General features: G+C 72.2%; 25 protein-coding genes and 1 riboswitch. Of the genes, 11 read left to right on the plus strand and 14 right to left on the minus strand.

The window, feature by feature from the left end; all coding sequences use genetic code 11:
• Window positions 1-37: 37 nt before the first annotated feature.
• Both H305_RS45425 and H305_RS52270 read left to right on the plus strand, forming a co-directional pair.
• Window positions 38-2239 carry a serine/threonine-protein kinase gene (locus tag H305_RS45425; RefSeq protein ID WP_037763377.1) on the plus strand — a complete coding sequence of 734 codons (2202 nt, stop codon included), beginning with the start codon at window positions 38-40 and terminating at the stop codon, window positions 2237-2239.
• A gap of 106 nt (window positions 2240-2345) precedes the next feature.
• Window positions 2346-2504, plus strand: a complete 159-nt coding sequence (locus H305_RS52270; protein ID WP_037763379.1) for a hypothetical protein — start codon at window positions 2346-2348, stop codon at window positions 2502-2504.
• A gap of 106 nt (window positions 2505-2610) precedes the next feature.
• On the opposite strand, the gene H305_RS0110765 is transcribed toward H305_RS52270, so the two are convergent.
• Genes H305_RS0110765 through H305_RS0110780 form a run of 4 tightly spaced genes read right to left on the minus strand, consistent with a single transcriptional unit; the run spans window position 2611 to window position 6728 of the window.
• Window positions 2611-3816 (minus strand): sensor histidine kinase, encoded by a 1206-nt coding sequence (locus H305_RS0110765; RefSeq protein WP_028800379.1) that lies wholly within the window; start codon window positions 3814-3816, stop codon window positions 2611-2613.
• A gap of 25 nt (window positions 3817-3841) precedes the next feature.
• Window positions 3842-5599 (minus strand): cation acetate symporter, encoded by a 1758-nt coding sequence (locus H305_RS0110770; protein ID WP_028800380.1) that lies wholly within the window; start codon window positions 5597-5599, stop codon window positions 3842-3844.
• A gap of 3 nt (window positions 5600-5602) precedes the next feature.
• On the minus strand, window positions 5603-5962 hold the full coding sequence (locus tag H305_RS0110775; RefSeq protein ID WP_028800381.1) for a hypothetical protein: 360 nt from the start codon (window positions 5960-5962) through the stop codon (window positions 5603-5605).
• A 10-nt stretch (window positions 5963-5972) separates the two neighbouring features.
• Entirely contained in the window at window positions 5973-6728 is a 756-nt protein-coding gene (locus H305_RS0110780) for a LytR/AlgR family response regulator transcription factor (protein ID WP_028800382.1), read from the minus strand.
• A gap of 99 nt (window positions 6729-6827) precedes the next feature.
• Here H305_RS0110780 and H305_RS0110785 point away from each other — a divergent pair, with 99 nt between their 5' ends.
• The 5 genes from H305_RS0110785 to H305_RS0110805 all read left to right on the plus strand — a co-directional run bounded on the left by H305_RS0110785 (window position 6828) and on the right by H305_RS0110805 (window position 11405).
• Window positions 6828-7331, plus strand: coding sequence for an Lrp/AsnC family transcriptional regulator (locus H305_RS0110785; RefSeq protein WP_028800383.1), 504 nt, complete (start codon window positions 6828-6830; stop codon window positions 7329-7331).
• A 123-nt stretch (window positions 7332-7454) separates the two neighbouring features.
• Window positions 7455-8267: a dimethylargininase gene (gene ddaH / locus H305_RS0110790; RefSeq protein WP_028800384.1), complete on the plus strand. Its 813-nt coding sequence runs from the start codon at window positions 7455-7457 to the stop codon at window positions 8265-8267.
• Window positions 8264-9502, plus strand: a complete 1239-nt coding sequence (gene rocD / locus H305_RS0110795) for an ornithine--oxo-acid transaminase (protein WP_028800385.1) — start codon at window positions 8264-8266, stop codon at window positions 9500-9502. Before ddaH ends, rocD begins: the two co-directional genes overlap by 4 nt.
• A gap of 100 nt (window positions 9503-9602) precedes the next feature.
• Window positions 9603-10328, plus strand: a complete 726-nt coding sequence (locus H305_RS0110800) for a lysophospholipid acyltransferase family protein (protein WP_028800386.1) — start codon at window positions 9603-9605, stop codon at window positions 10326-10328.
• Window positions 10329-10391: 63 nt separating this feature from the next.
• On the plus strand, window positions 10392-11405 hold the full coding sequence (locus H305_RS0110805; RefSeq protein WP_028800387.1) for an NAD-dependent epimerase/dehydratase family protein: 1014 nt from the start codon (window positions 10392-10394) through the stop codon (window positions 11403-11405).
• Between the two features lie 160 nt (window positions 11406-11565).
• On the opposite strand, the gene H305_RS0110810 is transcribed toward H305_RS0110805, so the two are convergent.
• The 8 genes from H305_RS0110810 to H305_RS0110845 form a co-directional block, all read right to left on the minus strand.
• Window positions 11566-13134, minus strand: coding sequence for an alpha/beta hydrolase (locus tag H305_RS0110810; protein WP_199791380.1), 1569 nt, complete (start codon window positions 13132-13134; stop codon window positions 11566-11568).
• A gap of 228 nt (window positions 13135-13362) precedes the next feature.
• Window positions 13363-14121 carry an urease accessory protein UreD gene (locus tag H305_RS0110815; protein ID WP_028800389.1) on the minus strand — a complete coding sequence of 253 codons (759 nt, stop codon included), beginning with the start codon at window positions 14119-14121 and terminating at the stop codon, window positions 13363-13365.
• A gap of 266 nt (window positions 14122-14387) precedes the next feature.
• Complete coding sequence (ureG, locus tag H305_RS0110820; RefSeq protein WP_028800390.1) at window positions 14388-15065, minus strand: urease accessory protein UreG; 678 nt, start codon at window positions 15063-15065, stop codon at window positions 14388-14390.
• Between the two features lie 50 nt (window positions 15066-15115).
• On the minus strand, window positions 15116-15790 hold the full coding sequence (locus H305_RS0110825) for an urease accessory protein UreF (protein WP_028800391.1): 675 nt from the start codon (window positions 15788-15790) through the stop codon (window positions 15116-15118).
• A complete protein-coding gene (locus H305_RS0110830) occupies window positions 15790-17511 on the minus strand; it encodes an urease subunit alpha (RefSeq protein WP_028800392.1) in 1722 nt (573 codons plus the stop codon). Before H305_RS0110830 ends, H305_RS0110825 begins: the two co-directional genes overlap by 1 nt.
• A complete protein-coding gene (locus H305_RS0110835; RefSeq protein ID WP_028800393.1) occupies window positions 17504-17815 on the minus strand; it encodes an urease subunit beta in 312 nt (103 codons plus the stop codon). The genes H305_RS0110830 and H305_RS0110835 overlap by 8 nt, the downstream gene beginning before the upstream one ends.
• Window positions 17816-17829: 14 nt before the next feature.
• On the minus strand, window positions 17830-18132 hold the full coding sequence (locus H305_RS0110840) for an urease subunit gamma (RefSeq protein ID WP_037763487.1): 303 nt from the start codon (window positions 18130-18132) through the stop codon (window positions 17830-17832).
• 865 nt (window positions 18133-18997) lie between these two features.
• On the minus strand, window positions 18998-19276 hold the full coding sequence (locus tag H305_RS0110845; protein ID WP_028800395.1) for a type II toxin-antitoxin system Phd/YefM family antitoxin: 279 nt from the start codon (window positions 19274-19276) through the stop codon (window positions 18998-19000).
• Window positions 19277-19499: 223 nt separating this feature from the next.
• On the opposite strand from H305_RS0110845, the gene H305_RS0110850 reads away from it, so the two are divergent.
• The 3 genes from H305_RS0110850 (at window position 19500) to H305_RS0110860 (ending at window position 21470) form a co-directional block, all read left to right on the plus strand.
• Window positions 19500-20135 (plus strand): ATP-dependent Clp protease proteolytic subunit, encoded by a 636-nt coding sequence (locus tag H305_RS0110850; protein ID WP_028800396.1) that lies wholly within the window; start codon window positions 19500-19502, stop codon window positions 20133-20135.
• Window positions 20136-20142: 7 nt separating this feature from the next.
• Window positions 20143-20451: a hypothetical protein gene (locus tag H305_RS0110855; RefSeq protein ID WP_028800397.1), complete on the plus strand. Its 309-nt coding sequence runs from the start codon at window positions 20143-20145 to the stop codon at window positions 20449-20451.
• Between the two features lie 345 nt (window positions 20452-20796).
• Window positions 20797-20993: riboswitch (cyclic di-AMP (ydaO/yuaA leader) on the plus strand.
• Window positions 20994-20996: 3 nt separating this feature from the next.
• Window positions 20997-21470, plus strand: coding sequence for a C40 family peptidase (locus tag H305_RS0110860; RefSeq protein WP_028800398.1), 474 nt, complete (start codon window positions 20997-20999; stop codon window positions 21468-21470).
• A gap of 291 nt (window positions 21471-21761) precedes the next feature.
• Here H305_RS0110860 and H305_RS0110865 read toward each other — a convergent pair whose 3' ends face one another.
• Window positions 21762-22388, minus strand: coding sequence for a LysE family translocator (locus tag H305_RS0110865; RefSeq protein ID WP_028800399.1), 627 nt, complete (start codon window positions 22386-22388; stop codon window positions 21762-21764).
• 110 nt (window positions 22389-22498) lie between these two features.
• Here H305_RS0110865 and H305_RS0110870 point away from each other — a divergent pair, with 110 nt between their 5' ends.
• A complete protein-coding gene (locus H305_RS0110870) occupies window positions 22499-23425 on the plus strand; it encodes a LysR family transcriptional regulator (protein WP_028800400.1) in 927 nt (308 codons plus the stop codon).
• A gap of 8 nt (window positions 23426-23433) precedes the next feature.
• On the opposite strand, the gene H305_RS0110875 is transcribed toward H305_RS0110870, so the two are convergent.
• Window positions 23434-23892 (minus strand): ATP-binding protein, encoded by a 459-nt coding sequence (locus H305_RS0110875; RefSeq protein WP_028800401.1) that lies wholly within the window; start codon window positions 23890-23892, stop codon window positions 23434-23436.
• Window positions 23893-23997: the final 105 nt, after the last annotated feature.

A 23997-nucleotide genomic window follows, 5' to 3' on the forward strand; every position in this document is an offset into this window, starting at 1 on the left:
CCCGCCACGAACCAGCGCAGAACCTGGGGGCAACCTGATGGCACCAGGACCACCGCAGTCAGGGGTGGGCCGGCTCATCGCCGGCCGGTATCTGCTCGTGGACCAGATCGGCTCGGGCGGCATGGGCCATGTGTGGCTGGCCCACGACCAACGGCTCGACTGCGACGTGGCACTCAAGGAGATCCGCTTCCGCGGTGTCCCGGAGGGCAGCGAGGAGCACGAGGCGCGTATCGCGCGGGCCCGCGCCGAGGCACGGCACGCGGCGGTGCTGCGCGGGCACCCGCACGTGGTGACGGTGCACGACGTCCTGGAGCACGAGGGACTGCCGTGGATCGTGATGGAGTACGTGGCGGGCGCGGAGGACCTGCGCGGTCTGCCTGCCCGCCGTGGCCCGCTCGCCCCCGACGCCTGCGCCCGCGTGGGCCTCGCCGTCCTCGACGCACTCACCGCGGGGCACGAGCGCGGGATCATGCACCGGGACGTGAAGCCGGCCAACATCCTGCTCGCTCCGGCCCGCACGGGCGCACCGGGCACCCGGATCCTGCTGACCGACTACGGCATCTCCGTCCAGCCGGACTCCCTGGAGACCCGCTGGACCAGGACGTCCGTCCTGGTGGGCACGGCCGGATATCTTGCGCCGGAGCGGGCGACCGGCGGGCCGCCGACCGCCGCGGCCGACCTGTTCTCGCTGGGCTGCACCCTGTACTTCGGTGTGGAGGGGCACGGGCCCTTCGACCGTGACACCGATCTCGCCGCGATCACCGCCGTGGTCCTGGAGGAACCGCCCGTGCCGCGACGGGCCGGCGCGCTGTGGCCGGTCGTCGAGGCCCTGCTGGTGAAGGATCCCGCCCGGCGGATCTCCGCCGAGGACGTGGCGGCCGCCCTGGCCGGGATCATCACACCCCAGCCGCATCCGCCGACGCGGCTGGACACGGGCTCGCAGCCGCCGTGGGCGGGGTCCGGCGGTGCAGGCCGGGGGCCTGAGTCCGGAGTGCCGGCGGGCGACCGGGGCTTCGCCCTGCCGTCCGCGTACCCGCAGACGGCCGCGGGCCCCGGCCCCGACCGGGTTCCGGCGGCGCCCTCCGGGTGCGCCCCGACGTCCCCGGCACCTCAGGCGTACTCCCCCACGGCCCACGAACCGCCCGCGCCTCACGAACCGGCCCTCCACCCACCCACGGCTCAGGCGCAGAGCCCGTACGCCCCCACGGCGCCGGCCTCGTACTCACCGACGGCTCAGGCGTCGGGACCGTACGCCTCCTCCGCGCCGGCTTCCGGTCCGTACGCCCCGACGGCCTCGACGCCGGGCGCGCACGATCCGCGGCCACCGCGGGAGTTCCCGTCTCGGTCGCCGGGCCGGGCCGGACCGGCGCAGGGCTTCGGCCCGCCCGGCTCCGGAGGGCCGGCGCAGCCGACGGCCCTTCCCCCGCCACACAGGCGCAGGCGCCCCCGCGTCCTCCAGGCGCTGACGGCGGCGCTGCTCACGCTGGGGCTGACGGCCGGCGGGGTCTGGTACGCGATGGCGCACAAGGTGGTCCGGCCGTACGGTGCGCGGGTCGGACTCGCCGAGCCTCTCGAACTGCGCGACTGCGTGGTGGCCGCGCGGTCCGGCGGGCAGGTCACCGGCACCTCGCGGCTGGAGGTGGACCCCGGTTGCGGCCAGGGGACCGACGGGCAGGTGCTGGCCCTGTACAAGGCTCCCTCCCTGGCGGCGGCGCGGTCCGGCGGGCCTCGGCGCTGCGCCATGGCCACCGAGGCGACCGCTGCCGGGCTGGCACGGAACGTCGCATCGGTCCCCGTCATCCCCACCAGCGAGGGCTTCGCGCAGACGGGCGGCCGCGTCGCGTGCCTGCTGGTCGGGAAGTACGGCCCGGTCGGGGGCCCGCTCGGCGCGTACCGGGCCTACGGGTCGGCCATCAACGACGCGGGGCAGTTCCAGAAGGGCGACTGCCTCGGCCACATCAGCGGGGACGCGCGCACCTCGAACCACTTCGAGCTGGTCGCCTGCGACAAGAAGCACCAGGAGAAGGTCGTGGGGATGACCCACCTCGACGGTCCCGTGGCCGCGAAACAGCTCGACGCGGCGGCGGATACGCAGTGCGAGCAGGACGCCGCGGCCGGGCTGTTCGGCGACGGAACGGGACGGGAGGTGAACCATGGCCTCCACAACGAACACCCCTGGCCAAATGGACGATTCCTGGTCGTCTGCACCGTCGCGGGCCGCTTCGACGGCACGCGGTGAGGGCGACGGCGGTCCTACCGGCCCTGGCGAACCTCCTCCCTTCGGGTGAAAATGTCCCCAAGGCCACGGGCCGCGTCGCGGACCCCGCCTGGAGGAGGGTGCCGCGATGCCCGGTACGACGAAGACGATGGGTGTGCTCACCGTGGGCGGCCTCGTCGTGGTGACCGCCTACACGGTGGCGCTCGGCAGCAACGGCTGGCTGTGGTTCGGCTGGGTCGTCCTGGGTCTGATCACCGTGGCGATGGTGGCCTCCCGGAGCACGTGACGGCACGATCGGCGATCCGTGCCGCCCGTGACCGGCGCCGACCGCCGTCGAGGTGATCCTCGAGCTGGCGTCGGCCGCGGGCCGCCGCGGCGTCCGGGCGCACCCGTCACTGCCTGGGCGGCCGCGCCGCCGAATGCACACCGGGCTGGTACTTGGGCAGCCTGGCGGTGATCTTCATGCCCGCGCCCACGGCGGTCTCGATGACGAGCCCGTGGGCGTCGCCGTAGACCTGACGCAGTCGTTCGTCGACATTGGAGAGTCCGATTCCCCCGGAGGGGCTGCCCTCCCCGGCCAGAATGCGGCGCAGCCGCTCCGGATCCATGCCGGCGCCGTTGTCCTCGATGACGACCAGCGCCTCGGCGCCCGCGTCCTGGGCCGTGATGCTGATGTGGCTCTTGTCGGTCTTGCCCTCCAGACCGTGTTTGACGGCGTTCTCCACGAGGGGCTGGAGGCACAGGAAGGGCAGGGCGACCGGCAGCACCTCGGGCGCGATCTGCAGAGTGACGGAGAGCCGTTCCCCGAAGCGCGCCCTGACGAGCGCCAAGTAGTGGTCGATGGCGTGGAGTTCGTCGGCGAGCGTGGTGAAGTCGCCGTGCCGGCGGAACGAGTAGCGGGTGAAGTCGGCGAACTCCAGCAGCAGTTCGCGAGCCCGCTCGGGGTCCGTCCGCACGAACGAGGCGATGACCGCGAGCGAGTTGAAGATGAAGTGCGGTGATATCTGTGCCCGCAGTGCCTTGATCTCGGCCTCGATCAGGCGGGTGCGCGACCGGTCGAGGTCGGCCAGCTCCAGCTGGACGGAGACCCACCGGGCGACTTCGCCCGCGGCACGGACGAGGACGGCGGACTCGCGGGGCGCGCAGGCGACCAGCGCTCCGTGCACCCGCTCGTCGACGGTGAGCGGCGCGACGACGGCCCAGCGCAGCGGGCAGGCGGGTTCGTCGCAGCCGAGCCGGAAGGCTTCGCCGCGGCCGGTCTCCAGCAAGCCGCCAAGCCGTTCCATGATCTCGGTGCGATGGTGTGCGCCGATGCCGTCCCAGGCGAGGACCGTCTCACGGTCGGTGAGGCACAACGCGTCGGTGCCGAGGAGGCTGCGCAGCCGTCGCGCGGAGCGTCCGGCCGTCTCCTCGGTGAGGCCGGCGCGCAGCGGAGGCGTGGCGAGCGACGCGGTGTGCAGGGTCTGGAAGGTGGCGTGCTCGACGGGGGTGCCGAGACCGCCGAGGCTCTCGGGCCGTGCGGTACGTCGGCCGATCCAGAACCCCGCGGCCAGCAGCGGCAGGACGGCGACGCACAGCCCGGCGAGGAATCCGCTCACAGCGCCGCCTCTCCCCGGGACCGCCTCATGCCTGGATCTCCTTCGCTTCGGCGCCCGTCCGCGGCGGCCCGGCGGGCAGTGGACCGCCCGTCAGCTCTTCGGGCAGGTGGAACCGGGCCAGGATCGCGGCGGTCCCCGCGGGCACCCGGCCGGGTGTGGCCAGCGAGACCAGGACCATCGTGAGGAATCCGAGCGGTACCGACCACAGCGCGGGCCAGGCGAGGAGCGCGTGCAGGGTGCCGGTGCCGGGATAGCCGGCCATGGTCGCGGCGACGGCGACGAAGGCCGCGCCGCCCCCGACCAGCATGCCGGCCGCCGCACCCGGCGGAGTCAGGCGCCGCCACCAGATGCCCAGCACCAGCAAGGGACAGAACGAGGACGCGGAGACGGCGAACGCGAGCCCCACGGCGTCGGCGACCGGCAGTCCGCCGGCCAGCACGCTCGCGGCGAGCGGCACCGCCATCGCGAGGACCGTGCCGAGCCTGAAGTGCCGTACTCCGCGGGACGGGAGGACGTCCTGGGTCAGTACGCCCGCGACCGCCATCGTCAGGCCGGACGCGGTGGACAGGAAGGCGGCGAAGGCGCCGCCCGCCACGAGCGCGCCCAGCAGGTCGGCGCCGAGCCCGCCGATCATCCGGTCGGGCAGCAGGAGCACGGCGGCGTCCGCGTCCCCGGTGATGTTGAGTTCCGGGGCGTACAGCCTGCCCAGCGCGCCGTAGACGGGCGGAAGGAGGTAGAAGGCGCCGATCAGGCCGAGGACGGCGACGGTGGTGCGGCGGGCGGCGACGCCGTGCGGGCTGGTGTAGAAGCGGACGACGACGTGCGGCAGGCCCATGGTGCCGAGGAAGGTGGCGAGGATCAGCCCGTACGTGGCGTACAGCGGGCGTTCCTCCCGGCCCGCCGCCAGCGATGTCGACATGCCGCCGTTGCTGCCGCGCTCGGCCACCGGGACCGGGTCCCCCTCGGTGAAGGTGAGCCGGGTGCCGCGCTCGATGCGGTGGACCCCCGCGGGGAGCCGGATCCGCTCGTCCGTGTGGGGCCGGGCGTCGACCGTGCCGGTCGCCGTGACGTCCAGGGGCCGGGCGAGTTTCAGGTCGAGGGTGTCGTCCACTCGGACGACCCGCTGTTCGCGGAAGGTCGCCGGTTCGTCGAAGGCGTCGCGGGGCGCGCCGTGCGCCTGCCAGGCGAGGACCAGGAAGAGTGCGGGGACCAGCAGGGCGGTGAGTTTGAGCCAGTACTGGAAGGCCTGCACGAAGGTGATGCTGCGCATGCCGCCCGCGGCGACGGTGGCGACCACGACCACGGCGACGAGTACGCCGCCGAACCGGTCGGGGGCGTCGGTCAGCACGGCCAGGGTCAGGCCGGCGCCCTGGAGCTGGGGCAGCAGATACAGCCAGCCGACGCCGACGACGAAGGCTCCGGCGAGGCGTCGCACCGCCTGGGAGCCGAGCCGGGCCTCGGCGAAGTCGGGCAGGGTGTAGGCGCCGGAGCGGCGCAGCGGGGCCGCGACGAACAGCAGGAGGACGAGGTAGCCGGCCGTGTAGCCGACCGGGTACCAGAGCATGTCCGGGCCCTGCACCAGGACGAGTCCGGCGATGCCGAGGAAGGAGGCGGCGGAGAGGTACTCGCCGCTGATCGCGGCGGCGTTGAGCCGCGGGCCGACGGTGCGCGAGGCGACGTAGAAGTCTGAGGTGGTCCGGGAGATGCGCAGGCCGAACGCCCCGACGAGGACGGTCGCCACGACCACGAGGGCGACCGCGGGGACGGCGTAGTTCTGGTTCACGGGTCAGCGGTCCTCGACGAGTCGCGCGAAGTCCTTCTCGTTGCGCTCCGCGCGGCGCACGTACCAGCGGGCGAGCAGGACCAGCGGCGGGTACACGCCGAAGCCGAGCACGCCCCATTCGAGACCGGCGCCGTCCGGCATCGCGGCGAAGACCAGCGGCAGTGGTCCCACGAGCAGCACGAGTACCGCGAAGACCATCAGGGCGACGCGGAGCTGGCTGCGCATCAGGGAGCGGACGTAGGTGTGGCCGAGCGTGGTCTGTTCGTCGATCTCGGTCCTGGGCCGGTAGTAGCCGGACGTTCTGCGGGTGTGCCGGGGCACCCCGGTGACGACCACGCGGCGTTCGGTCGGGTCCTGTGGCACGCGGGCCTCCTCAGCTCGTGGTCCGGCGCAGCAACAGGTCGCGCAGTTCGCGCGCGTGACGGCGGCTGACCTGGAGTTCCACGGGGCCGACGAGGACGCTCACCGTGCCCGCGTCCAGCCGGAGTTCGCCGATGTGCCGCAGGGCGACGAGGTGACGGCGGTGGATGCGGACGAAGCCGCGGGAACGCCAGCGCTCCTCCAGGGTGGACAGGGGGATGCGGACGAGATGACTGCCCTGGGGCGTGTGCAGGCGGGCGTAGTCTCCGTGGGCCTCGACATGGGTGATGTCCTCGACGGCCACGAAGCGGGTCACTCCGCCGAGTTCGACGGATATGTGGTCGGGGTCGGGTTCGTGGACGGGTATCAGGGGGGTGGCGTCCCTGAACTGGGCGGCCCGTCGGACGGCCTCGGCGAGCCGCTCGCGGCGTACGGGCTTGAGCACGTAGTCGACGGCCTTCAGGTCGAAGGCCTGGACGGCGAAGCCCTCGTGTGCGGTCACGAAGACGACGAGCGGAGGGTTGGCGAAGCCGGTGAGCAGCCGGGCCAGGTCGAGCCCGTCCAGGCCGGGCATGTGGATGTCGAGGAAGACGACGTCGATGGCCTCGGGTCCGCCGGGTCCCGACTCCAGGGCCCGGTTGATCCGGCGCAGTGCCTCGGTGGCGTCGCTCGCTCCCTCGGCGTTGCTGACGCGGGGATCGGCGTTCAGCAGATACAGGAGTTCCTCGAGGGACGGTTGTTCGTCGTCGACGGCGAGCGCGCGCAGCATGAGAGTGGAGTGTAAGAGCGATCGGTCCGCCTGGACATGTCGCGGAGCGTCCGCGTTCTCGCTGGATGCGTGGGCGTTGACGCTGGATACAGTGCGGTCATGAGCAGCAAGCCCGCGATGTTCGACGAACTCGACCGCAAGATCATCACGGCCCTGATGGCCAATGCCAGGACGAGCTTCGCGGAGATCGGCGCGGCGATCGGCCTGTCCGCCACCGCGGTCAAGCGGCGTGTCGACCGGCTGCGTGAGACGGGTGTGATCACCGGTTTCACGGCCACGGTGAAGCCTGCCGCGCTCGGCTGGCGCACGGAGGCGTACGTGGAGGTGTACTGCGAGGGCGCGGCCCCGCCGCGGCGGCTCGCGGAGGTGGTGCGCAACCATCCGGAGATCACCGCCGCGATGACCGTGACCGGGGGCGCGGACGCGCTGCTGCACGTGCGGGCGACGGATGTGGGGCACTTCGAGGAGGTGCTGGAGCGGATCCGTACGGAGCCGTTCATCCGGAAGACGATCAGCTACATGGTGCTGTCCCACCTGCTGCCGGAGGCTCCTGAGGCCGGGGCGACCCACGCCGTCCCGGACGACGCAGGAAACGTGCGCTGACTCCTCCGATCACGCATCATCGCTGCGCAATCACGCAGCTCTCCTCGCTTGTCGCCCGTATCCCCCGTTTCTTACCGTGGAGGAACCCTCAGCCGTCACCGCAGGAAGCGGAGGTACCTCTCTGTGCCCGACAGCCGTGTGCCGCGCCCCCGGCGCTTTCTGGTCTGCGAACCCAGACACTTCGCCGTGCAGTACGCGATCAACCCGTGGATGCATCCCGACACGCCCGTGGACGTCGACCTCGCCCGCGGTCAGTGGGAGGCGCTGATCCGCGCCTACCGCGCGCACGGCCACACCGTCGACTCGGTGGAACCGGTCGCCGGCCTTCCCGACATGGTGTTCGCGGCGAACTCCGCGCTCGTCGTGGCGGGCCGGGTCTTCGGCTCGCTCTTCCACGCACCGCAGCGGCGTCCCGAGTCCACCGCCTACGACACCTGGTTCAAGGCGGCCGGCTTCGACGTCTACCGTCCCGAGTCGGTGTGCGAGGGCGAGGGCGACCTGGTCCCGACGGGCCGGTACGTCCTGGCCGGCACCGGCTTCCGTACGACCCCCGAGGCGCACCGCGAGGTGCAGGAGTTCTTCGGCCTCCCGGTGGTCAGCCTCCGCCTGGTCGATCCGCGCTTCTACCACCTGGACACGGCGCTGTTCGTGCTGGACGACGACAACATCGCGTACTACCCGGAGGCGTTCTCGCCCGGCAGCCGCGAGGTGCTCGCCCGGCTGTACCCGGACGCGGTGCTCGCCACCCGGGAGGACGCCATGGCCTTCGGCCTCAACTCGGTCTCCGACGGCCGCCACGTCTTCATCGCGCCGCGCGCCGAGTCCCTCGCCGAGCAGCTCGACCGCCACGGCTACGTCCCCGTCCCCGTCGACCTCTCGGAGTTCCACAAGGCCGGCGGCGGCATCAAGTGCTGCACTCAGGAGATCCGTTCATGACGGCACCCACCCGCATCCCCGCCCGTACGCGCACCTCCGACGAGCTGATCCGCGCGGAGGCGCCGGTCCTCGCGCACAACTACCACCCGCTGCCCGTCGTCGTCGCCCGCGCCGAGGGCACCTGGGTCGAGGACGTCGAGGGCCGTCGCTACCTGGACATGCTGGCGGGCTACTCGGCCCTCAACTTCGGGCACCGCAATCCGGTGCTGATCGAGGCGGCGCACCGTCAGCTGGACCAGCTCACCCTGACCTCGCGCGCCTTCCACAACGACCGGCTGGCCGGGTTCGCCGAGTCCCTGGCCACGCTGACGGGCCAGGACATGGTCCTGCCGATGAACACGGGCGCGGAAGCGGTGGAGAGCGCCATCAAGGTGGCCCGCAAATGGGCGTACGAGGTCAAGGGGGTCGCCCCGGACCGGGCGACGATCGTCGTGGCCGCCGACAACTTCCACGGCCGCACGACCACGATCGTCAGCTTCTCCACGGACGAGACCGCCCGCACCGGCTTCGGGCCCTTCACGCCCGGCTTCCGCGTGGTCCCGTACAACGACCTCGCCGCACTCGAAGCGGCCGTCGACGAGACCACCGCGGCCGTGCTGATCGAGCCCATCCAGGGCGAGGCCGGCGTGGTCATCCCGGACCACGGCTATCTGACCGGCGTGCGCGAGCTGACCCGCCGGGCCGGCTGCCTGTTCATCGCCGACGAGATCCAGTCGGGTCTCGGCCGCACGGGCGCCACCCTCGCCGTGGAACACGAGGAGGTCGTGCCGGACCTGCTGCTTCTCGGCAAGGCGCTCGGCGGCGGCATCGTGCCGGTCTCCGCGGTGGTGGGCCGCCGGGACGTGCTGGAGGTGCTGCGCCCGGGCGAACACGGCTCGACGTTCGGCGGCAATCCGCTCGCCGCGGCCGTGGGCTCGGCCGTCGTCGGCCTTCTGGAGACAGGGGAGTACCAGCGCCGGGCGGCGGAGCTGGGCGTGATCCTGCGCGGCGGACTCGCAAGCCTGGTCGGCAAGGGCGTCGAGGGCTTCCGGGCGCGCGGACTGTGGGCGGGGGTCGACATCGACCCGGCCATCGGCACGGGCCGCGAGATCAGTGAGGGCCTGATGCGCGAGGGGATCCTCGTCAAGGACACCCACGGTTCGACGATCCGTCTGGCCCCTCCGCTGACCATCACCGGCGAGGAACTGCAGTCGGCTCTCGGGGCTCTGGAGAAAGTTCTGACGCAAGAGGTCTGATACCGGCCACGAGGCCACAGAGAGTGACACCGGAATGGTTACGCCCGGCGACGGCCGCGCCTACACTGATCGCTCCCCGGGGGAAACGAGGAGTGCCCCAGTGTTTTATTACGTGCTCAAATACGTGCTTCTGGGTCCGCTGTTGAGGCTGGTCTTCCGGCCTCGGATCGAGGGCCTTGAGCACGTACCGTCGTCGGGCGCGGCCATCGTCGCCGGCAACCACCTGTCGTTCTCCGACCACTTCCTGATGCCCGCGATCCTGAAGCGGCGCATCACCTTCCTCGCGAAGGCCGAGTACTTCACGGGTCCCGGCATCAAGGGCAGGCTCACCGCGGCCTTCTTCCGCAGCGCCGGGCAGATCCCCGTGGACCGCTCCGGCAAGGATGCGGGCCAGGCGGCGATCCGCGAGGGCCTCGGCGTACTGCGCAAGGACGAATTGCTGGGCATCTACCCGGAAGGGACCCGTTCGCACGACGGCCGTCTCTACAAGGGCAAGGTCGGCGTCGCGGTGATGGCCCTCAAGGCCGGGGTCCCGGTGATCCCCTGCGCGATGATCGGCACCTTCGAGGCGCAGCCGCCCGGCAAGGTCATCCCGAACATCCATCCCGTCGTCATCCGCTTCGGCAAGCCCCTCGACTTCTCCCGCTACGCCGGCATGGAGAACGAGAAGGCGATCCTGCGCGCGGTGACCGACGAGATCATGTACGCCATTCTCAGCCTCTCGGAGCAGGAGTACGTCGACCAGTACGCGGCCGTCGTGAAGGCCGAGGAGGCCGAGGAGAAGGCGGCGAACGCCCGCAGGTTCCGGCGGATGCCGCTGAGCTGAGCGGTACGGAATCCACCTGCACCAGACGTACGTCCTGTACATTTTTTACGTATGAGACGTGCTGTGGTGATCGGAGCGACCGGACAGATCGGACGCGCGGCCGTGGACGCGCTGGCCCGCGACGGCTGGGACGTGACGGCCGCGTCCCGCGGCGGAGGACGCGACGACGGCTGGCCCGCGCAGGTGCGCGCCGTCGGGCTGGACCGCGCGCAGGACACCGCCCTGGCCGCGGCGGTCGGTGACGGCTGCGACGTGCTGGTCGACATCGTCGCCTACGGAACCGGGCACGCACGCCAGTTGACGGGGCTCTCCGGCCGTGTCGGCTCCGCCGTGGTGATCTCCAGCGTGTCGGTCTACGAAGACGACAAGGGGCGCGGCTTCGACACGCAGTCGGAGCCGGACGGATTCCCCGAGTACCCCGTGCCGATCCCCGAGAGCCAGCGCACCGTGCAACCCGGCGACGGCACATACAGCACGCGCAAGGCGGCCCTGGAGCGCGATCTCCTCGCCGCGGGCGACCGGTTGCCGACGACCCTGTTGCGCGCGGGTGCCGTGCACGGCCCGTACTGCCGTACGCCCCGCGAGCTGTACTTCGTCAAGCGCAACCTGGACGGCCGTCGTCGGCGCGTCCTCGCGTTCGGCGGCCTGAGCCGCTTCCACCCGGCGAGTGTCCACACCGTCGCCGAGCTGATCCGGCTCGCGGCCCGGCGGCCGGCATCGCGCGTCCTGAACGCCTGCGACCCCGAGGCGCCCACGGTCGCGGAGATCGCGGCGTCGATCGACGCCGCGATGGGCGTGCGGGCGGAGGACGTGCTGGTGGACGGTCCGGCCCCGGCACCCACGGTCGGTGACACGCCCTGGACGGTGCCGCTGCCCGTCGTCTGCGACATGACGGCCGCCGAAAGGGAGTTGGGCTACCGCCCGGTGGTCCGGTACGCCGACAGGCTCCCCGAGACCATCGCCTCGATCGAACGCCGGCTGGCCGGCCGGGACTGGCGGGAGGCCTACCCCGACATGCTCCGCGCTTACGGCGACCTCTTCGACTACGCGGCGGAGGACGCCTGGCTCGCGTCCTGAGCGAGAGGTCCGGCCCGACGGGAGCCGGACGTCCTGAGCGAGAAGTCCGGCCCGCAGGAGCCGGCCCGACCGCGCGTGGGACGACCGGAGCGAGCGAGGGGACGACCGGAACGAGTGAGGGGGCGACCGGAGTCCGGCCGCCCCCCTTCTCGCAGGCGGGTTACGGCTTCGGCGTGGCGTGCGGTGCGCAGGTCACGTCGGACGCGTCCGTCCTGCCGGAGAGCAGGTAGCTGTCCACCCGCTCGTTGATGCAGGGGTTGACCAGCCCGGTCACACCGTGCGAGCCCGCGCCCTGCTCGGTGATCAGGCGGGAGCCCTTGAAGCGCTTGTGCAGTTCGACGGCGCCGGCGTACGGGGTGGCGGCGTCACGCGTGGACTGCACGATCAGGACGGCGGGCAGACCCTTGCCGGTCTTGACGTTCACCGGGGTCTGCTGCTTGGCAGGCCAGGTGGCGCACGGCAGGTTCATCCACGCGTTGGCCCAGGTCATGAACGGGTAGTCCTTGTGGAGCCGGGTGTTGTCCCGGTCCCACTTCTGCCAGCTGGTGGGCCACTGGGCGTCGGTGCACTCGACGGCCGTGTAGACGGCGTTGCCGTTCTCCGAGGCGATGTTGCCCGCGGTGTCCGACAGGTCGGGGGCGGCGGCGTCGACGAGCGCCTGTGTGTCACCGGCGACGTACTTGCTGAACACCGTCGCGACCGGCACCCAGGAGGAGTCGTAGTACGGCGCGCTCTGGAAGAAGGAGATCAGCTCGGCCGGGCCGACGACGCCCCCGAGGGGGTTCTTCTTCGCGGTGGCCCGCAGCTTCAGCCACTGGTCCTGGACCTCGGCCCGGGTGTCGCCGAGGTGGAAGGCGGCGTCGTTCTCGGCGACCCAGTCCTCCCAGTCCTTCCAACGGCCCTCGAAGGCGATGTCCTGCTCCAGGTTGGCCTGGTACCAGATGTTCTCCCGCGACGGGTTGACGACGCTGTCGACCACCATGCGGCGGACGTGCCCCGGGAAGAGCGTGCCGTAGACGGCTCCCAGGTACGTGCCGTACGAGACGCCCAGGTAGTTGAGCTTCTTCTCACCGAGGGCGGCCCGGATGACGTCGAGGTCGCGTGCCGTGTTCGGCGTGGTCATGTGCGGCAGCATCGCGCCGCTGCGCTCGGCGCAGCCGTCGGCGTACTCGGCCGCCAGCTTGCGCTGGGCACGCTTGTCCGCCTCGCTGTCCGGGACCGGGTCGGCCTTCGGCGCCTTCACGAACTCCTGCGGGTCGATGCAGGAGATGGGGGCCGAGTGGCCCACACCGCGCGGGTCGAAGCCGACGAAGTCGTACGCCTTGGCGGTGTTCGCCCAGACGGGGCTCTTCGTGGTCACGCGGCGCGGGAAGCGCATGCCGGAGCCGCCGGGACCGCCGGGGTTGTAGACGAGGGCGCCCTGGCGCTCGTCCTTGGTGCCCGTGTTCCCGATACGGTCCACGGCCAGCTTGATCTGCTTGCCGTTCGGGTGGGCGTAGTCGAGCGGGACGCTGACCCAGCCGCACTGGATCGGCTTCTCCAGGCCCCAGTCCGCGGGACAGTCCTGCCAGTCGATGCCGGCCTTGCCCGCCCGCTCCGCGGCGATCGCCGCTCCGCGCTGCTCCCGGTCCTGCCCGTGACGCGACGCGGCGGTGGCCGACGGAGCCGTGACGGCCCCGGCGATCAGGGTCGCCGTGACGAGCGCTCCGGCCGAACCGAGCGCCGTCATCCGTCTCGACGGTCTCTTAGCCCTCAAGTGTGGCCTCCCCGTACATCGTTGCGATTGGTAGGGGGATCCTTTCGGCTGTGAGGTCCCTGAGAACAGATGCGACAAGGCTTCTTTACTAATCCGATAACCGGTGCGCGTTGTGCCGTTGAGCGGAGACGTCTCCGTCCGTCCACGAACAACGGGCCATCGCGGCCTGCGGTCACCCGGGCGGGCCACCGCGGCCTGCGGTCAGCCGAGCAGGCGCAGCGCCTCGTCCAGCAAGCGCCGCAGTCCGAGCCCGTCGGGTGCGACCGCGGTGACGAGCACGGCGGGCCCGGCGAGCGGAGCCAGCGCCGCTTGCTCCCCCAGCATGCGCGGCTCGGGCAGGTCGTCTGCGAACTCCGGCCGCACGACGACGAGTTGGCCGACCGCACGCAGCCCGGCCAGCACGGCGGGCCCGTCCCAGCCACCGGGCGCGCCCGGGCCGCAGGCCAACTCCTGGTCCAGCAGCGCCCGTCCGTCCAGTCGCACGACAAGACGGCTGGTGAGCCGACCGGGTTCCTCGCCCACACGCCCGAGCACCTGCTCCTCCCGGAACACCAAGCGGGCGCGTCCCTGGAGGTCGATCCGCGAGGAGACACACAGGTCGCTGCCGCAGGCGGAGATCAACTGCTCGGGGAGCCAGTGCAGTTCGGCTCCGTCGGCGACGCAGAGCCGGACGTCGTAGCGCGCCTCGGCCTTGTTCTGGCCGGGCAGCGCGATCGTCGCGGCGGCCGACCCCACCCTCAGGCGCGCGCGGCCTTCGGCGCGTGCCTCGACGGTGAGGTGGTCGCCGCCGAGCGGGCCGCTCATCGCGCCGACGAGCATGACGCGGGCCTCGGCGCCGTGGGACCGGGTGCGGCGAACCGCGAGTGGGCCCTCCCCCTCCAGCACGGGCAGCGAGGTGCCGCCCCGGCCGTCGTCCCGCGCGGCGATCCGCGCGGTCGCCCGCACGCCCGCCGTCGTCAGGCGACCCGCCCGGCTCGGGCCACCCGGCCGACGCGCACGCCCCGGCCCGCCGCCGTCCGCCGACGGTGTCGACCCGTGCGTCGAGCCGACACCGCCCACCGGGCCGCCGCCGTCCAGCGGACCGACATCGCCCACCGGATCGACGCCGTCCGCCGGACCGACACCGTTCGCCCGGCCGACACCGCCCACCGGACCGACACCGTTCGCCGGACCGGCACCGCCCACCTGATCGACACCGCCCGCCCGGCTCACGCCGTCCATCCGGTTCACGCCGTCCACGCGGCGAGCCGCTCCCGTACCCAGCCGGCGACGGCCGCGACCCCGTCCTCGGTACGCAAGGACTGGAAGACGACCGGGAGTTCGGCGCGCTGCGCCTTCGCGTCCGCCGCCATCCGCTCCAGATCGGACCCCACATGGGGTGCGAGGTCGGTCTTGTTCACGACGAGCAGATCGGCGGTGGTGACACCGGGCCCGCCCTTGCGTGGAATGTCGTCGCCGCCCGCGACGTCGATCACGAAGATCTGCGCGTCGACGAGCCCCTTGGAGAAGGTGGCCGTGAGGTTGTCACCCCCGGACTCCACGAGGATCAGGTCCAGCGGACCGACCTCGTCCTCCAGATCCTCCACCGCTTCGAGGTTCGCGGAGATGTCGTCCCGGATGGCGGTGTGCGGACAGGCCCCGGTCTCCACGGCGGCGATCCGCTCGGGCGGCAGCACCGCCTCCCGCAGCAGGAACTCCGCGTCCTCCCTCGTATAGATGTCATTGGTGACGACGGCGAGGGACAACTCGTCGCGCAGCGACCGGCAGAGCGCGGCGACGGTGGCGGTCTTCCCCGAGCCGACCGGCCCGCCGAGCCCGATCCGCAGGGCACGGCGGGCCCCGTCCGGACGGTGGGCGTCGGCGCTGACAGCGGACGCACCGTCATGGGTGTGACCGAGATGCACGATGAGTCTCCAAGGTGGTGTGAGGGCAGCGGCGCAAGATGGGGGTGCTCCTACGACGCGAAGAGGCGTACGGGCCAGGCCGCGTGCGCCTGAGCGCCGATCTCCAGCAGCGGGGCGGAGGCCGAGGGCAGCGCGTCGACGCCGTGGTCGAGCACGCCCCGCGCGGCAGCGGCGGCCGCGCCGGCCACCCGGTCCAGTTCCGGCGCCAGTCGGGCCAGCACCGCGCTGGCGTCGAACGGATCGAGGCTCAGCAGCCGCACGGTGGCCGTCGCCGGCCCGCTGACACTCTCGTACGCGGAGCAGTACGCGGCGTCGTCCGCCGCGAGGGCGGCGGCCCGGGCCGTCACGCCGAGAACGACGGGCTGATGCGCTCCCTTGGGGAACTTCCCTGCCAGCGCGTCGAGTTCGGCCGAGGGCCAGGCCGCCCGGGCCGCTCTCATCAGCTGTCGCCCGAGCCGTCGCGCGGCGGCCCGCAGGGCAGGTGACGGTGTCCGGGCGTCGGCTGCGGCGTCCAGGGCCGCCGGATCGGCCCCGAGCGCCGCCGCCGCGGCCAGCGAGGCCGAGACGAGACCGGTGGTGTGCAGCCGGCCCCGGCAGAAGTCCTCCAGGCTCGCCGCCCCGGTGACCCGTCCGGCCTTGACGGCCGCCTCGGCCCCGCCGGAGTGGGCGTGCCCTCCGGCGGGGAAGCGCCCGTCGGCCAGGACCAGCAGTGCCGCGCGGGACATCAGAAGAGGAAATAACGCTGGGCCATGGGCAGTTCCGCGGCCGGTGTCGCCTCGACCAGTTCGCCGTCGATGTGCACGGCGAAGCTGTCCGGGTCGATCCGCACCCGCGGTCGCGCGTCGTTCTCGCGCATGTCCGCCTTGGTCACCGCCCGGGTCGACTCGATGGCGGTGAACCGCTTCCCGAGGGAGAGCCGTTCGGGCAGCCCGTCCTCGATGGCGAGCGGTGCGACGAAGTTGAACGAGTTGGCGGCCGGTGCCCTCCCGACGGCGCCGTACATCGGCCGGGGCAGGATCGGCTGGGGAGTGGGGATCGACGCGTTGGCGTCGCCCATCTGCGCGTACGCGATCTGGCCGCCCTTGATGACGAGGTGCGGCTTGACCCCGAAGAAGGCGGGCTCCCACAGCACCAGGTCGGCGAGTTTGCCCGGCTCGACGGAGCCGACCTCGCGGGCGAGGCCCTGCGCCAGCGCCGGATTGATCGTGTATTTGGCGACATAGCGACGCACCCGGTGGTTGTCCGCGCGCCCGTCGCCCGGCAGGGCGCCGCGCCGCTGCTTCATCACGTGGGCCGTCTGCCAGGTCCGCATGATGACTTCACCGACACGTCCCATCGCCTGGGAGTCCGACGAGATGATCGAGATGGCGCCGAGGTCGTGCAGTATGTCCTCGGCGCCGATCGTCGACGGCCTGATCCGGGACTCGGCGAAGGCCAGGTCCTCGGGCACCGCCGGGTTGAGGTGGTGGCACACCATCAGCATGTCGAGGTGTTCCTCGGCCGTGTTGACGGTGTAGGGCCGGGTGGGGTTGGTGGAGCTGGGCAGCACGTACGGCTCGGCGACCACGGTCATGATGTCCGGTGCGTGCCCGCCGCCCGCACCCTCGGTGTGGTACGCGTGGATGCCGCGTCCGCCGATGGCGGCCAGCGTGTCGCCCACGAAACCGGCCTCGTTGAGGGTGTCCGTGTGGATGGCGACCTGGATGCCCGTGCGGTCCGCGACGGTGAGCGCGGCGTCGATCGCCGCGGGCGTCGAGCCCCAGTCCTCGTGGATCTTCAGGCCGAGCGCGCCGCCGCGGATCTGCGACAGCATCGCTTCGTGCGAGACGGTGTTGCCCTTGCCCAGCAGGCCGAAGTTGAGCGGGTACTGCTCCATCGCCTCCAGCATCCGGGCCAGGTGCCAGGGGCCGGGCGTGACGGTGGTCGCCTTCGAGCCCTCGGCGGGCCCCGTGCCGCCGCCCACGAGCGTGGTGATCCCGGAGGCGAGCGCCTCGTCGGCGATCTGCGGGCAGATCAGGTGCACATGTGCGTCGATGGCGCCCGCGGTCAGGATGCGCCCGTTGCCGGCGATGATCTCGGTCTCGGGCCCGATCACCAGATCGGGGTGGACGCCGTCCATGGTGTCCGGGTTGCCGGCCTTGCCGATGCCGGTGATCCGGCCGTCGCGGATGCCGAGGTCGGCCTTGACGATCCCCCAGTGGTCGACGACCACGACCCCCGTGATGACGGTGTCGGGCGTGCCGTCCGCGCGCGTGGCACGCGACTGTCCCATGGACTCGCGGATGACCTTGCCGCCGCCGAACACCGCCTCGTCCCCGGCGAGTCCGGGACCGCCGGACCGGTCCTCCTCGATCTCGATCAGCAGGTCGGTGTCGGCGAGGCGGATGCGGTCGCCGGTGGTGGGGCCGAAGAGGTCGGCGTAGGCGGCGCGCGAGAGCTCAGGCATCGAGGGCACCTCCGGTCTCACCGCGCAGTCCGGGCACCACTCGGGCACCGGCGAGCGGGACGAGTTCGACGGCGACGGGGATCCCGGGCTCGAAGCGCACGGCGGTGCCGGCGGCGACATTCAGCCGCTTGCCGCGTGCCGCGGCACGGTCGAAGTCCAGGCCGGGGTTGGCCTCGGCGAAGTGGTAGTGGGAGCCGACCTGGACGGGCCGGTCGGCGGCGTTGAGGACGGTCAGCCTGGTGACTTCGCGGCCCTCGTTGAAGACGACGGGACCGTCGGCGTGGAGGATCTCTCCGGGAATCATGGCGCTGCTCCCCGTCAGACGATGGGGCCGTGGACGGTGACGAGCTTGGTGCCGTCCGGGAAGGTCGCCTCGACCTGGACGTCGTGGATCATCTCGGGGATGCCCGGCATCACGTCGTCGCGGGTGAGGATCTTCCGGCCGGAGGCCATGAGTTCGGCGACGGTGCGTCCGTCCCGCGCGCCTTCGAGGATGTGCGACGTGATGAGGGCGACGGCCTCGGGGTGGTTCAGTTTCAGTCCGCGGGCCCGGCGCTTCTCGGCCACGTCGGCGGCCACGTGAATCAGCAGCCTCTCTTGCTCGTGCGGGGTCAGTTGCACGGCGTACCACCTCACAGTCCTCGCTCCGGACCGTGCGGGGTCCGGTGGCCGCTGCCACCGAAACCCCTGGTGGCGTGGATACGCACGCTAGTTGGCCGGGGTTTCAGGGACGTTAACCAGCCTGTGGCCGAGTGTCGGCCCGCCGGCGGCCCGCGCCGGACCCATGGAGCGCGTGGCGGCGTGCGGGTCGCCGCGGGTGTCTCCGACAGCGCGGTGCAGGGGCCGGCGTGTCGCACCGCGGGTCCCGCGCGGGCGTGATCGACGCCCCGCCAGGCGTCGAGGCCGGCGCGCCCGGTCACGGCCGTCCTCGACCGCGCTCGACCGCCCTCGATCGCCTCGACGGCCTCGACGGCCTCGGCCGGACAGCCGCTGCTCGTGGACGCCGGGCAGCGCGACGGTCCCTGTCCCGTGGCGCGGAACCGGCCCCGTGCGTCCGGCCGCCGGGCGCGTGGTCCGTGTCGCCGTGGCCACTCCGCCGGAACAAGAGCCGACTACGCGCGGAAGGGGCCGTGGACTCCACCCCGGGGCGACGAAGCAACCGTCCGGGACGCCGCCGCGGGCCGGGCCGTATACGGCCGTTCGCGGCCGCCCCCGTACGGCACCGGTCGTGCCCGTACGAGCCGTACGGTGGCGGCCGCGCGGGTACGACGGGACGGGGAGCGACGCGATACGGCGTGCCTGAACGACGGAACGCGGAGCGACGCGGAGCGGCCCGTCGTGGCCGCGCCGGTACGAGAGCCGGCCGCGCCGGTACGGCGAGACGGGGGCGACCCGATGCGGCCGGTCGTGGTCCTGCCCCGTGCGGGTGCGCGTCCACCCGCCGTGCGGCAGCGGGCGCACGGCACGCGGGCCGCGCCGGTTCCGTCTAGGAGGCGCTCGGCCCCCGGTGCTCGGCGGCGATGCCGAAGCGCTGGCGCTCGCGGGGCGCGGACGCGACCTCGCGAACGCTGGAAAGGGAGCTGATCACCTGCTCGTCGGCGGGGTCCTGGAGTTCCTCGAGGCGCTCCAGGTCGGCGGCGGAGACCAGCGCGACGAGAGGCTTCCCGTGCCGCGTCACCACGACGCGCTCACCGCCGTACACCACGCGGTTGATCAGGTCGGCGAGCTCAGCCCTGGCTTGCGTCACCGGAATCTCGTAGGCCATGCCGTCCAGCTTAGACCGGTGTCCCGAACCGACCCGGAGCGGACGATCTCCCCCCGACCGCTCCCGTGCACCCCCAGGGCCCCACCCGTGCGGTCCGCCGGGCCCTTCCCGTGGACTCCCCCGGGCCCCTCCTGTGGGCCTTTTCGCTGTCAGCGAGTACCCATGGACAGGCTCTGTACGTCCTGTACATTTTTTACGGAGTCCCCCAGAGGAGGCGCGCACCATGCCCGAACCGTCCGCCCGCTACGTCCTGCCCGAATTCACCGAACGCACCAGCGCGGGAACCCGGACCCTGGATCCGTACTCGAAGCTGCTCGACGAACGGATCGTGTTCCTCGGGACGCCGATCGACGACACGTCGGCGAACGACGTGATGGCGCAGTTCATGCACCTCGAATATCTGGCCCCGGACCGGGACATCTCGCTGTACATCAACTGCCCGGGCGGCTCCTTCAGCGCGATGACCGCGATCTACGACACGATGCAGTTCGTCACCTGCGACGTGGAGACGACCTGCCTCGGACAGGCCGCGTCGGCCGCGGCCGTCCTGCTCGCCGGCGGCACACCGGGCAAGCGGTTCGCCCTTCCGGGTGCCCGTGTGCTCATCCACCAGCCCTCGCTGCCCGAACCGGTCCAGGGTCAGGCGAGCGATCTGGCCATCCAGGCCGAGGAGTTGATCCGCACCCGAGGACTGCTGGAGGAGATGCTCGTCCGACACACGGGCCGGAGCCCGGAGCGGGTCGCCGCCGACATCGAACGCGACAAGATCCTCGACGCACCGGCGGCGGTGGCGTACGGACTGATCGACCGGATCATCCCGAACCGCAAGAGCTCGCGCAGCACGCCCGGCGGGAGGTGACCGGCCGATGCTCCCGCCGGAACTGCCCCCGCTCCCCGCGCTCACGCGCGCCGAGGCCGAGTTGATCGACCGATACCTCGATGTCGTCGACCTGCTCGGCCGCATCAACCCGGCCCGCCCCGGCGACACCTACCGCGGCCTGAGGGCCGCTCAAGCACTGGTGGTCAAGGCGACCGCACTGCGTGACGCGCTGACCCTGATGCACCAGCGCGGCGAGAGCGAGGTGCACGCCCCGACGCTCGCACAGGCGCTGCGTGTGCTCGACGGCGAGCGGCGCGCGTCCAGGGTCACCGTGCCGCCCCGCTCCGGAAGTTGACGCGCCACCGGTGCGTGTGCCCGGGCCGGGACGCACGCCGACGGGCGAGACGTCCGGCCCGGGTTTCAAACGGACCAGAAGGATTACCGCCTGTTGGAGTATCTGCGGGTCCTTTGTACGACGCCCCCGAGTTGCGCAACGCGCGTGGTCATGAGCCGGAATTTGACGTTCCGTTGCAGGTACGGGCGTCGTCGTACACCTCAACACCCGCCCGAACAAAGAGGTGTCCACCCGAACGGGTGAGTGGTGAGTAACGCCACAAATCACCGGTTCCGCTCGGCATTTCCGACTCACATGCGTGAAGATCCCTTCCGACGACAAGCCCCCGCCACAGCGGCGGGGCGGTCCGGGCGGACGCCGAGTCCTGCCGCCGCCCGGATGTCCGGTCGACAGAAGTGGATCGGCAGGAGTGGAGGACCCAGCACGACGGGCCGCCGGAGAGATCCGGGCGGTCCTTGGGGTGAAGCCGCAGTACGCGGCCGGGCTACTTCGCCAGCCCGAATCCGACAGGTCATCCTTCACAGGCGGCTGACGAAGGGTTGCGCATGACTGCGCTCAATCGTGTCCCGTCGCTGTGGACCCGGGCCGGTACGGCCTCGGCTCTGACCATCGCCGCCGTCGGCGGCACCCTGGTGGTCCCGGGCGTCGCTCCCGACGCCGAGGCGGCCACCGTGGCGACGAAGGCACTCCAGGTCGCGGCCTCGAAGAAGGGCGCCCCCTACAAGTGGGGGGCCACCGGACCGCGTCGCTTCGACTGCTCCGGGCTGACCCTGTACTCGTTCAAGAAGGCGGGCAAGAATCTCCCTCGAACGGCCGCGGCGCAGTACAACAAGACCCACCACATCTCGGCCTCGCACCGCAAGGCCGGAGACCTGGTGTTCTTCCACTCGGGCCGGAGCGTGTACCACGTCGGCATCTACGCCGGGAAGGGAAAGATCTGGCACTCCCCGAAGACCGGGGACGTCGTGAAGCTGCAGAAGATCTGGACGAGGAGCGTCTGGTACGGACGGGTGAGCTGATCCACCCTTCGGTGGCGGCGGCGCGGGGCCGCCGCCGCCGAAGGGCGTGCGACAGGAGACCGCGATCGCCACGCGACGGACAGTCGCGGCACCGCTCGCCGCGCCCCGGACGGCCCCGCCACTGGTGGCCGCTCCTGACGGGCCCTCGCGGCCCCTCGCCGGTCGCCGTTCCGACAGAACGCCGGCGGGCCGCACGACGGGCGAGGGCGCGCTCGGCGTCCCGCCGGCGCGATCGGCGTCGCCGCCCCGGCGCGTGAGGCGTGCGCTCAGCTCCTCCGGGGCTCCAGGTCCTCAGAGGCTCCAGGTCCTCAGGGGCTCCAGGACGAGGACCAGACCGAGCACCGTCAGGGCCGAGCCGGTGACGGCCTCCACGGCCCGTGCGGCGCGCGGTGCGCGCAGCCACCGCCCGAGTCGGTCCACGAGGAGCGCCACCGCCGCGAACCACACCAGGCCCAGGACCACCACGATCAGTGCCAGCAGCAGGGTCCGCGGCATCGCGGGACTGCCCGCCGGCACGAACTGCGGCAGCAGGCTGAGGAACGTGATCGGGGCCTTCGGGTTGAGCGCGTTGGTGACGAAGCCCTGCCGCAACGGACGCACGCCGCCCCCGGCCGCCTCCGTGGCCTCCTCGCGCGCCCGTCCCAGCGACCGCAGCGTCCGCGCCCCGAGGCAGAGCACGTAGAGACCGCCGAGCAGTTGCAGTGCCCGGAAGAGCGCCGGCACGGCGGTGAGCACCGCGGCGAGCCCGGCGACGGCGAGCGCCGTGTGCAGGAGCAGTCCACCGACGATGCCCAGCGCGCTGGCGAGGCCGGCCCGGCGCGAGACCAGGCCGTTGCGCACCACGACGGTGAAGTCCGCACCCGGCACGGCGACCATGCCCGCGGCGACTGCTGTGAAGGCGATGAGCCGAGCGTCCATGCATCCCACGTTGCCTCGGCCGGGTCTTCAGCAGGTATGTCGAATATCCTGGGTCGGTCTTAAGCATTCGTTCAGACCGGCGCGGTCGCGGCGAGATCCGGGGTGGTCCGATGTACGACCCGACGCGGCTCGCGGCGCTGGTCGCGGTCGCCGAGGCGGGGTCGATCACCCGAGCCGCCGAACGGCTCGGTTACACCCCGCCCGCGCTCTCCCAGCAGCTGGCGAAGCTGGAGCGCGAGGCGGGCGCGACACTCCTCGTCCGGTCCCATCGCGGGACACGGCTGACGGGCGCCGGCGAGCTGCTGGTGGCGCGGGCGCGCCGGGTGCTCGACGAGATGGAGCGGGCCCGGCACGAGCTGGCGCACCTGGCCGGCCTGTCCGGCGGCACACTGCGGCTCGGCACCTTCCAGACGGCGGGCATCCATCTGCTGCCGCCCGTGCTGAGCGCCTTCCGCCGGACCTACCCGGACGTGGAGCTCGCTGTCGCCGACTACGAGCCGCCCGCCGGTGTCGCGGCCGTCGCGGCGGGTGAGGTCGACCTGGCCCTGACGCACACCTACGAGCCTGCGGCCCCCGTCGCCGTCCCGGCGTCCGTGAGCCTGGAGCCGGTGCTGGTCGAGGAACTGGTGCTGGTGACCGCCCCCGGGCACGTCCTCGCGGGAGGCTCGGCCCGGCTCGCCCTGGCCGAGCTCGCGGGTCAGCCGCTGATCAGCATGGCCCCGGATCACCCGCCCCGGCGGGGTGTGGAGGCGGCACTCGCCCGCGCCGGGGCCACCGCCGCGGTGCTGGTCGAGACTCCGGTGTACGCGCTCGTGTGCGCCCTGGTGAGCGCGGGGCTCGGGGTCGCGGTCGTGCCGGAGATGGTCGCGAGGACGGCGGCGACTCCGGTGGGGACGCGCCTGCTGGAGCCGGGAGATCTGCGCCGTACGATTTCGGTCGTCCACCGGACCGACGAGACGTCACCCGCCGCCGACGCGTTCCGTGCGCTGCTGCGCGGCACCTTCGAACGGGCCGGCCGCCACCGCCCGGACCACTGAGCCGTCGCTCAGGGCTCTTGCGGGCCCCCGGCCACCACCGGCTGGACCCGTGCCGTCCAGGGCAGTTCGATCGAGACGGTCTTGCCGCCCTCGCGGGTGGGCCGGACGGTGAGCCTGCCGCCGCACTCGGCGGTCAGCCAACGGATGATCACCATGCCGCGTCCGTTGTCCTGCTGGACGGCCGCCGGAAGCCTCTTGGGGAAACGCGGGTGACTGTCGGTGACTCCGAGGCGGAGCTGTTCGTCCCGTTCCAGCCGGACGTCGACGGTGAAGGTGGGCGACTGCCCGAAGGTGTGCTGGACTGCGTTGGTGGCGAGTTCGGAGACGATGAGCCGTACGGTGTCGCCGACTTCGGAGTCGCACGGCAGACCCCATTCGACGAGTACGTCGGCGACGAACCTGCGGGCCGCGGAGACCGAGGCCGGATCGCTCGGCAGGGTGACGGATGCTTCCTGGTGATCTGCCATGGCGACGTCGTCCCTTTCCCACGGGACCGGAGTCCGACACGGAGCGGATGGTTCGAGTACGGTCCCGGACTGGTGCTTCGCGCCAGACTGCCATTACCGGGGCGG

The organism is Streptomyces sp. 142MFCol3.1 (assembly GCF_000424945.1).
In the GTDB taxonomy this organism is placed as follows: domain Bacteria; phylum Actinomycetota; class Actinomycetes; order Streptomycetales; family Streptomycetaceae; genus Streptomyces; species Streptomyces siamensis.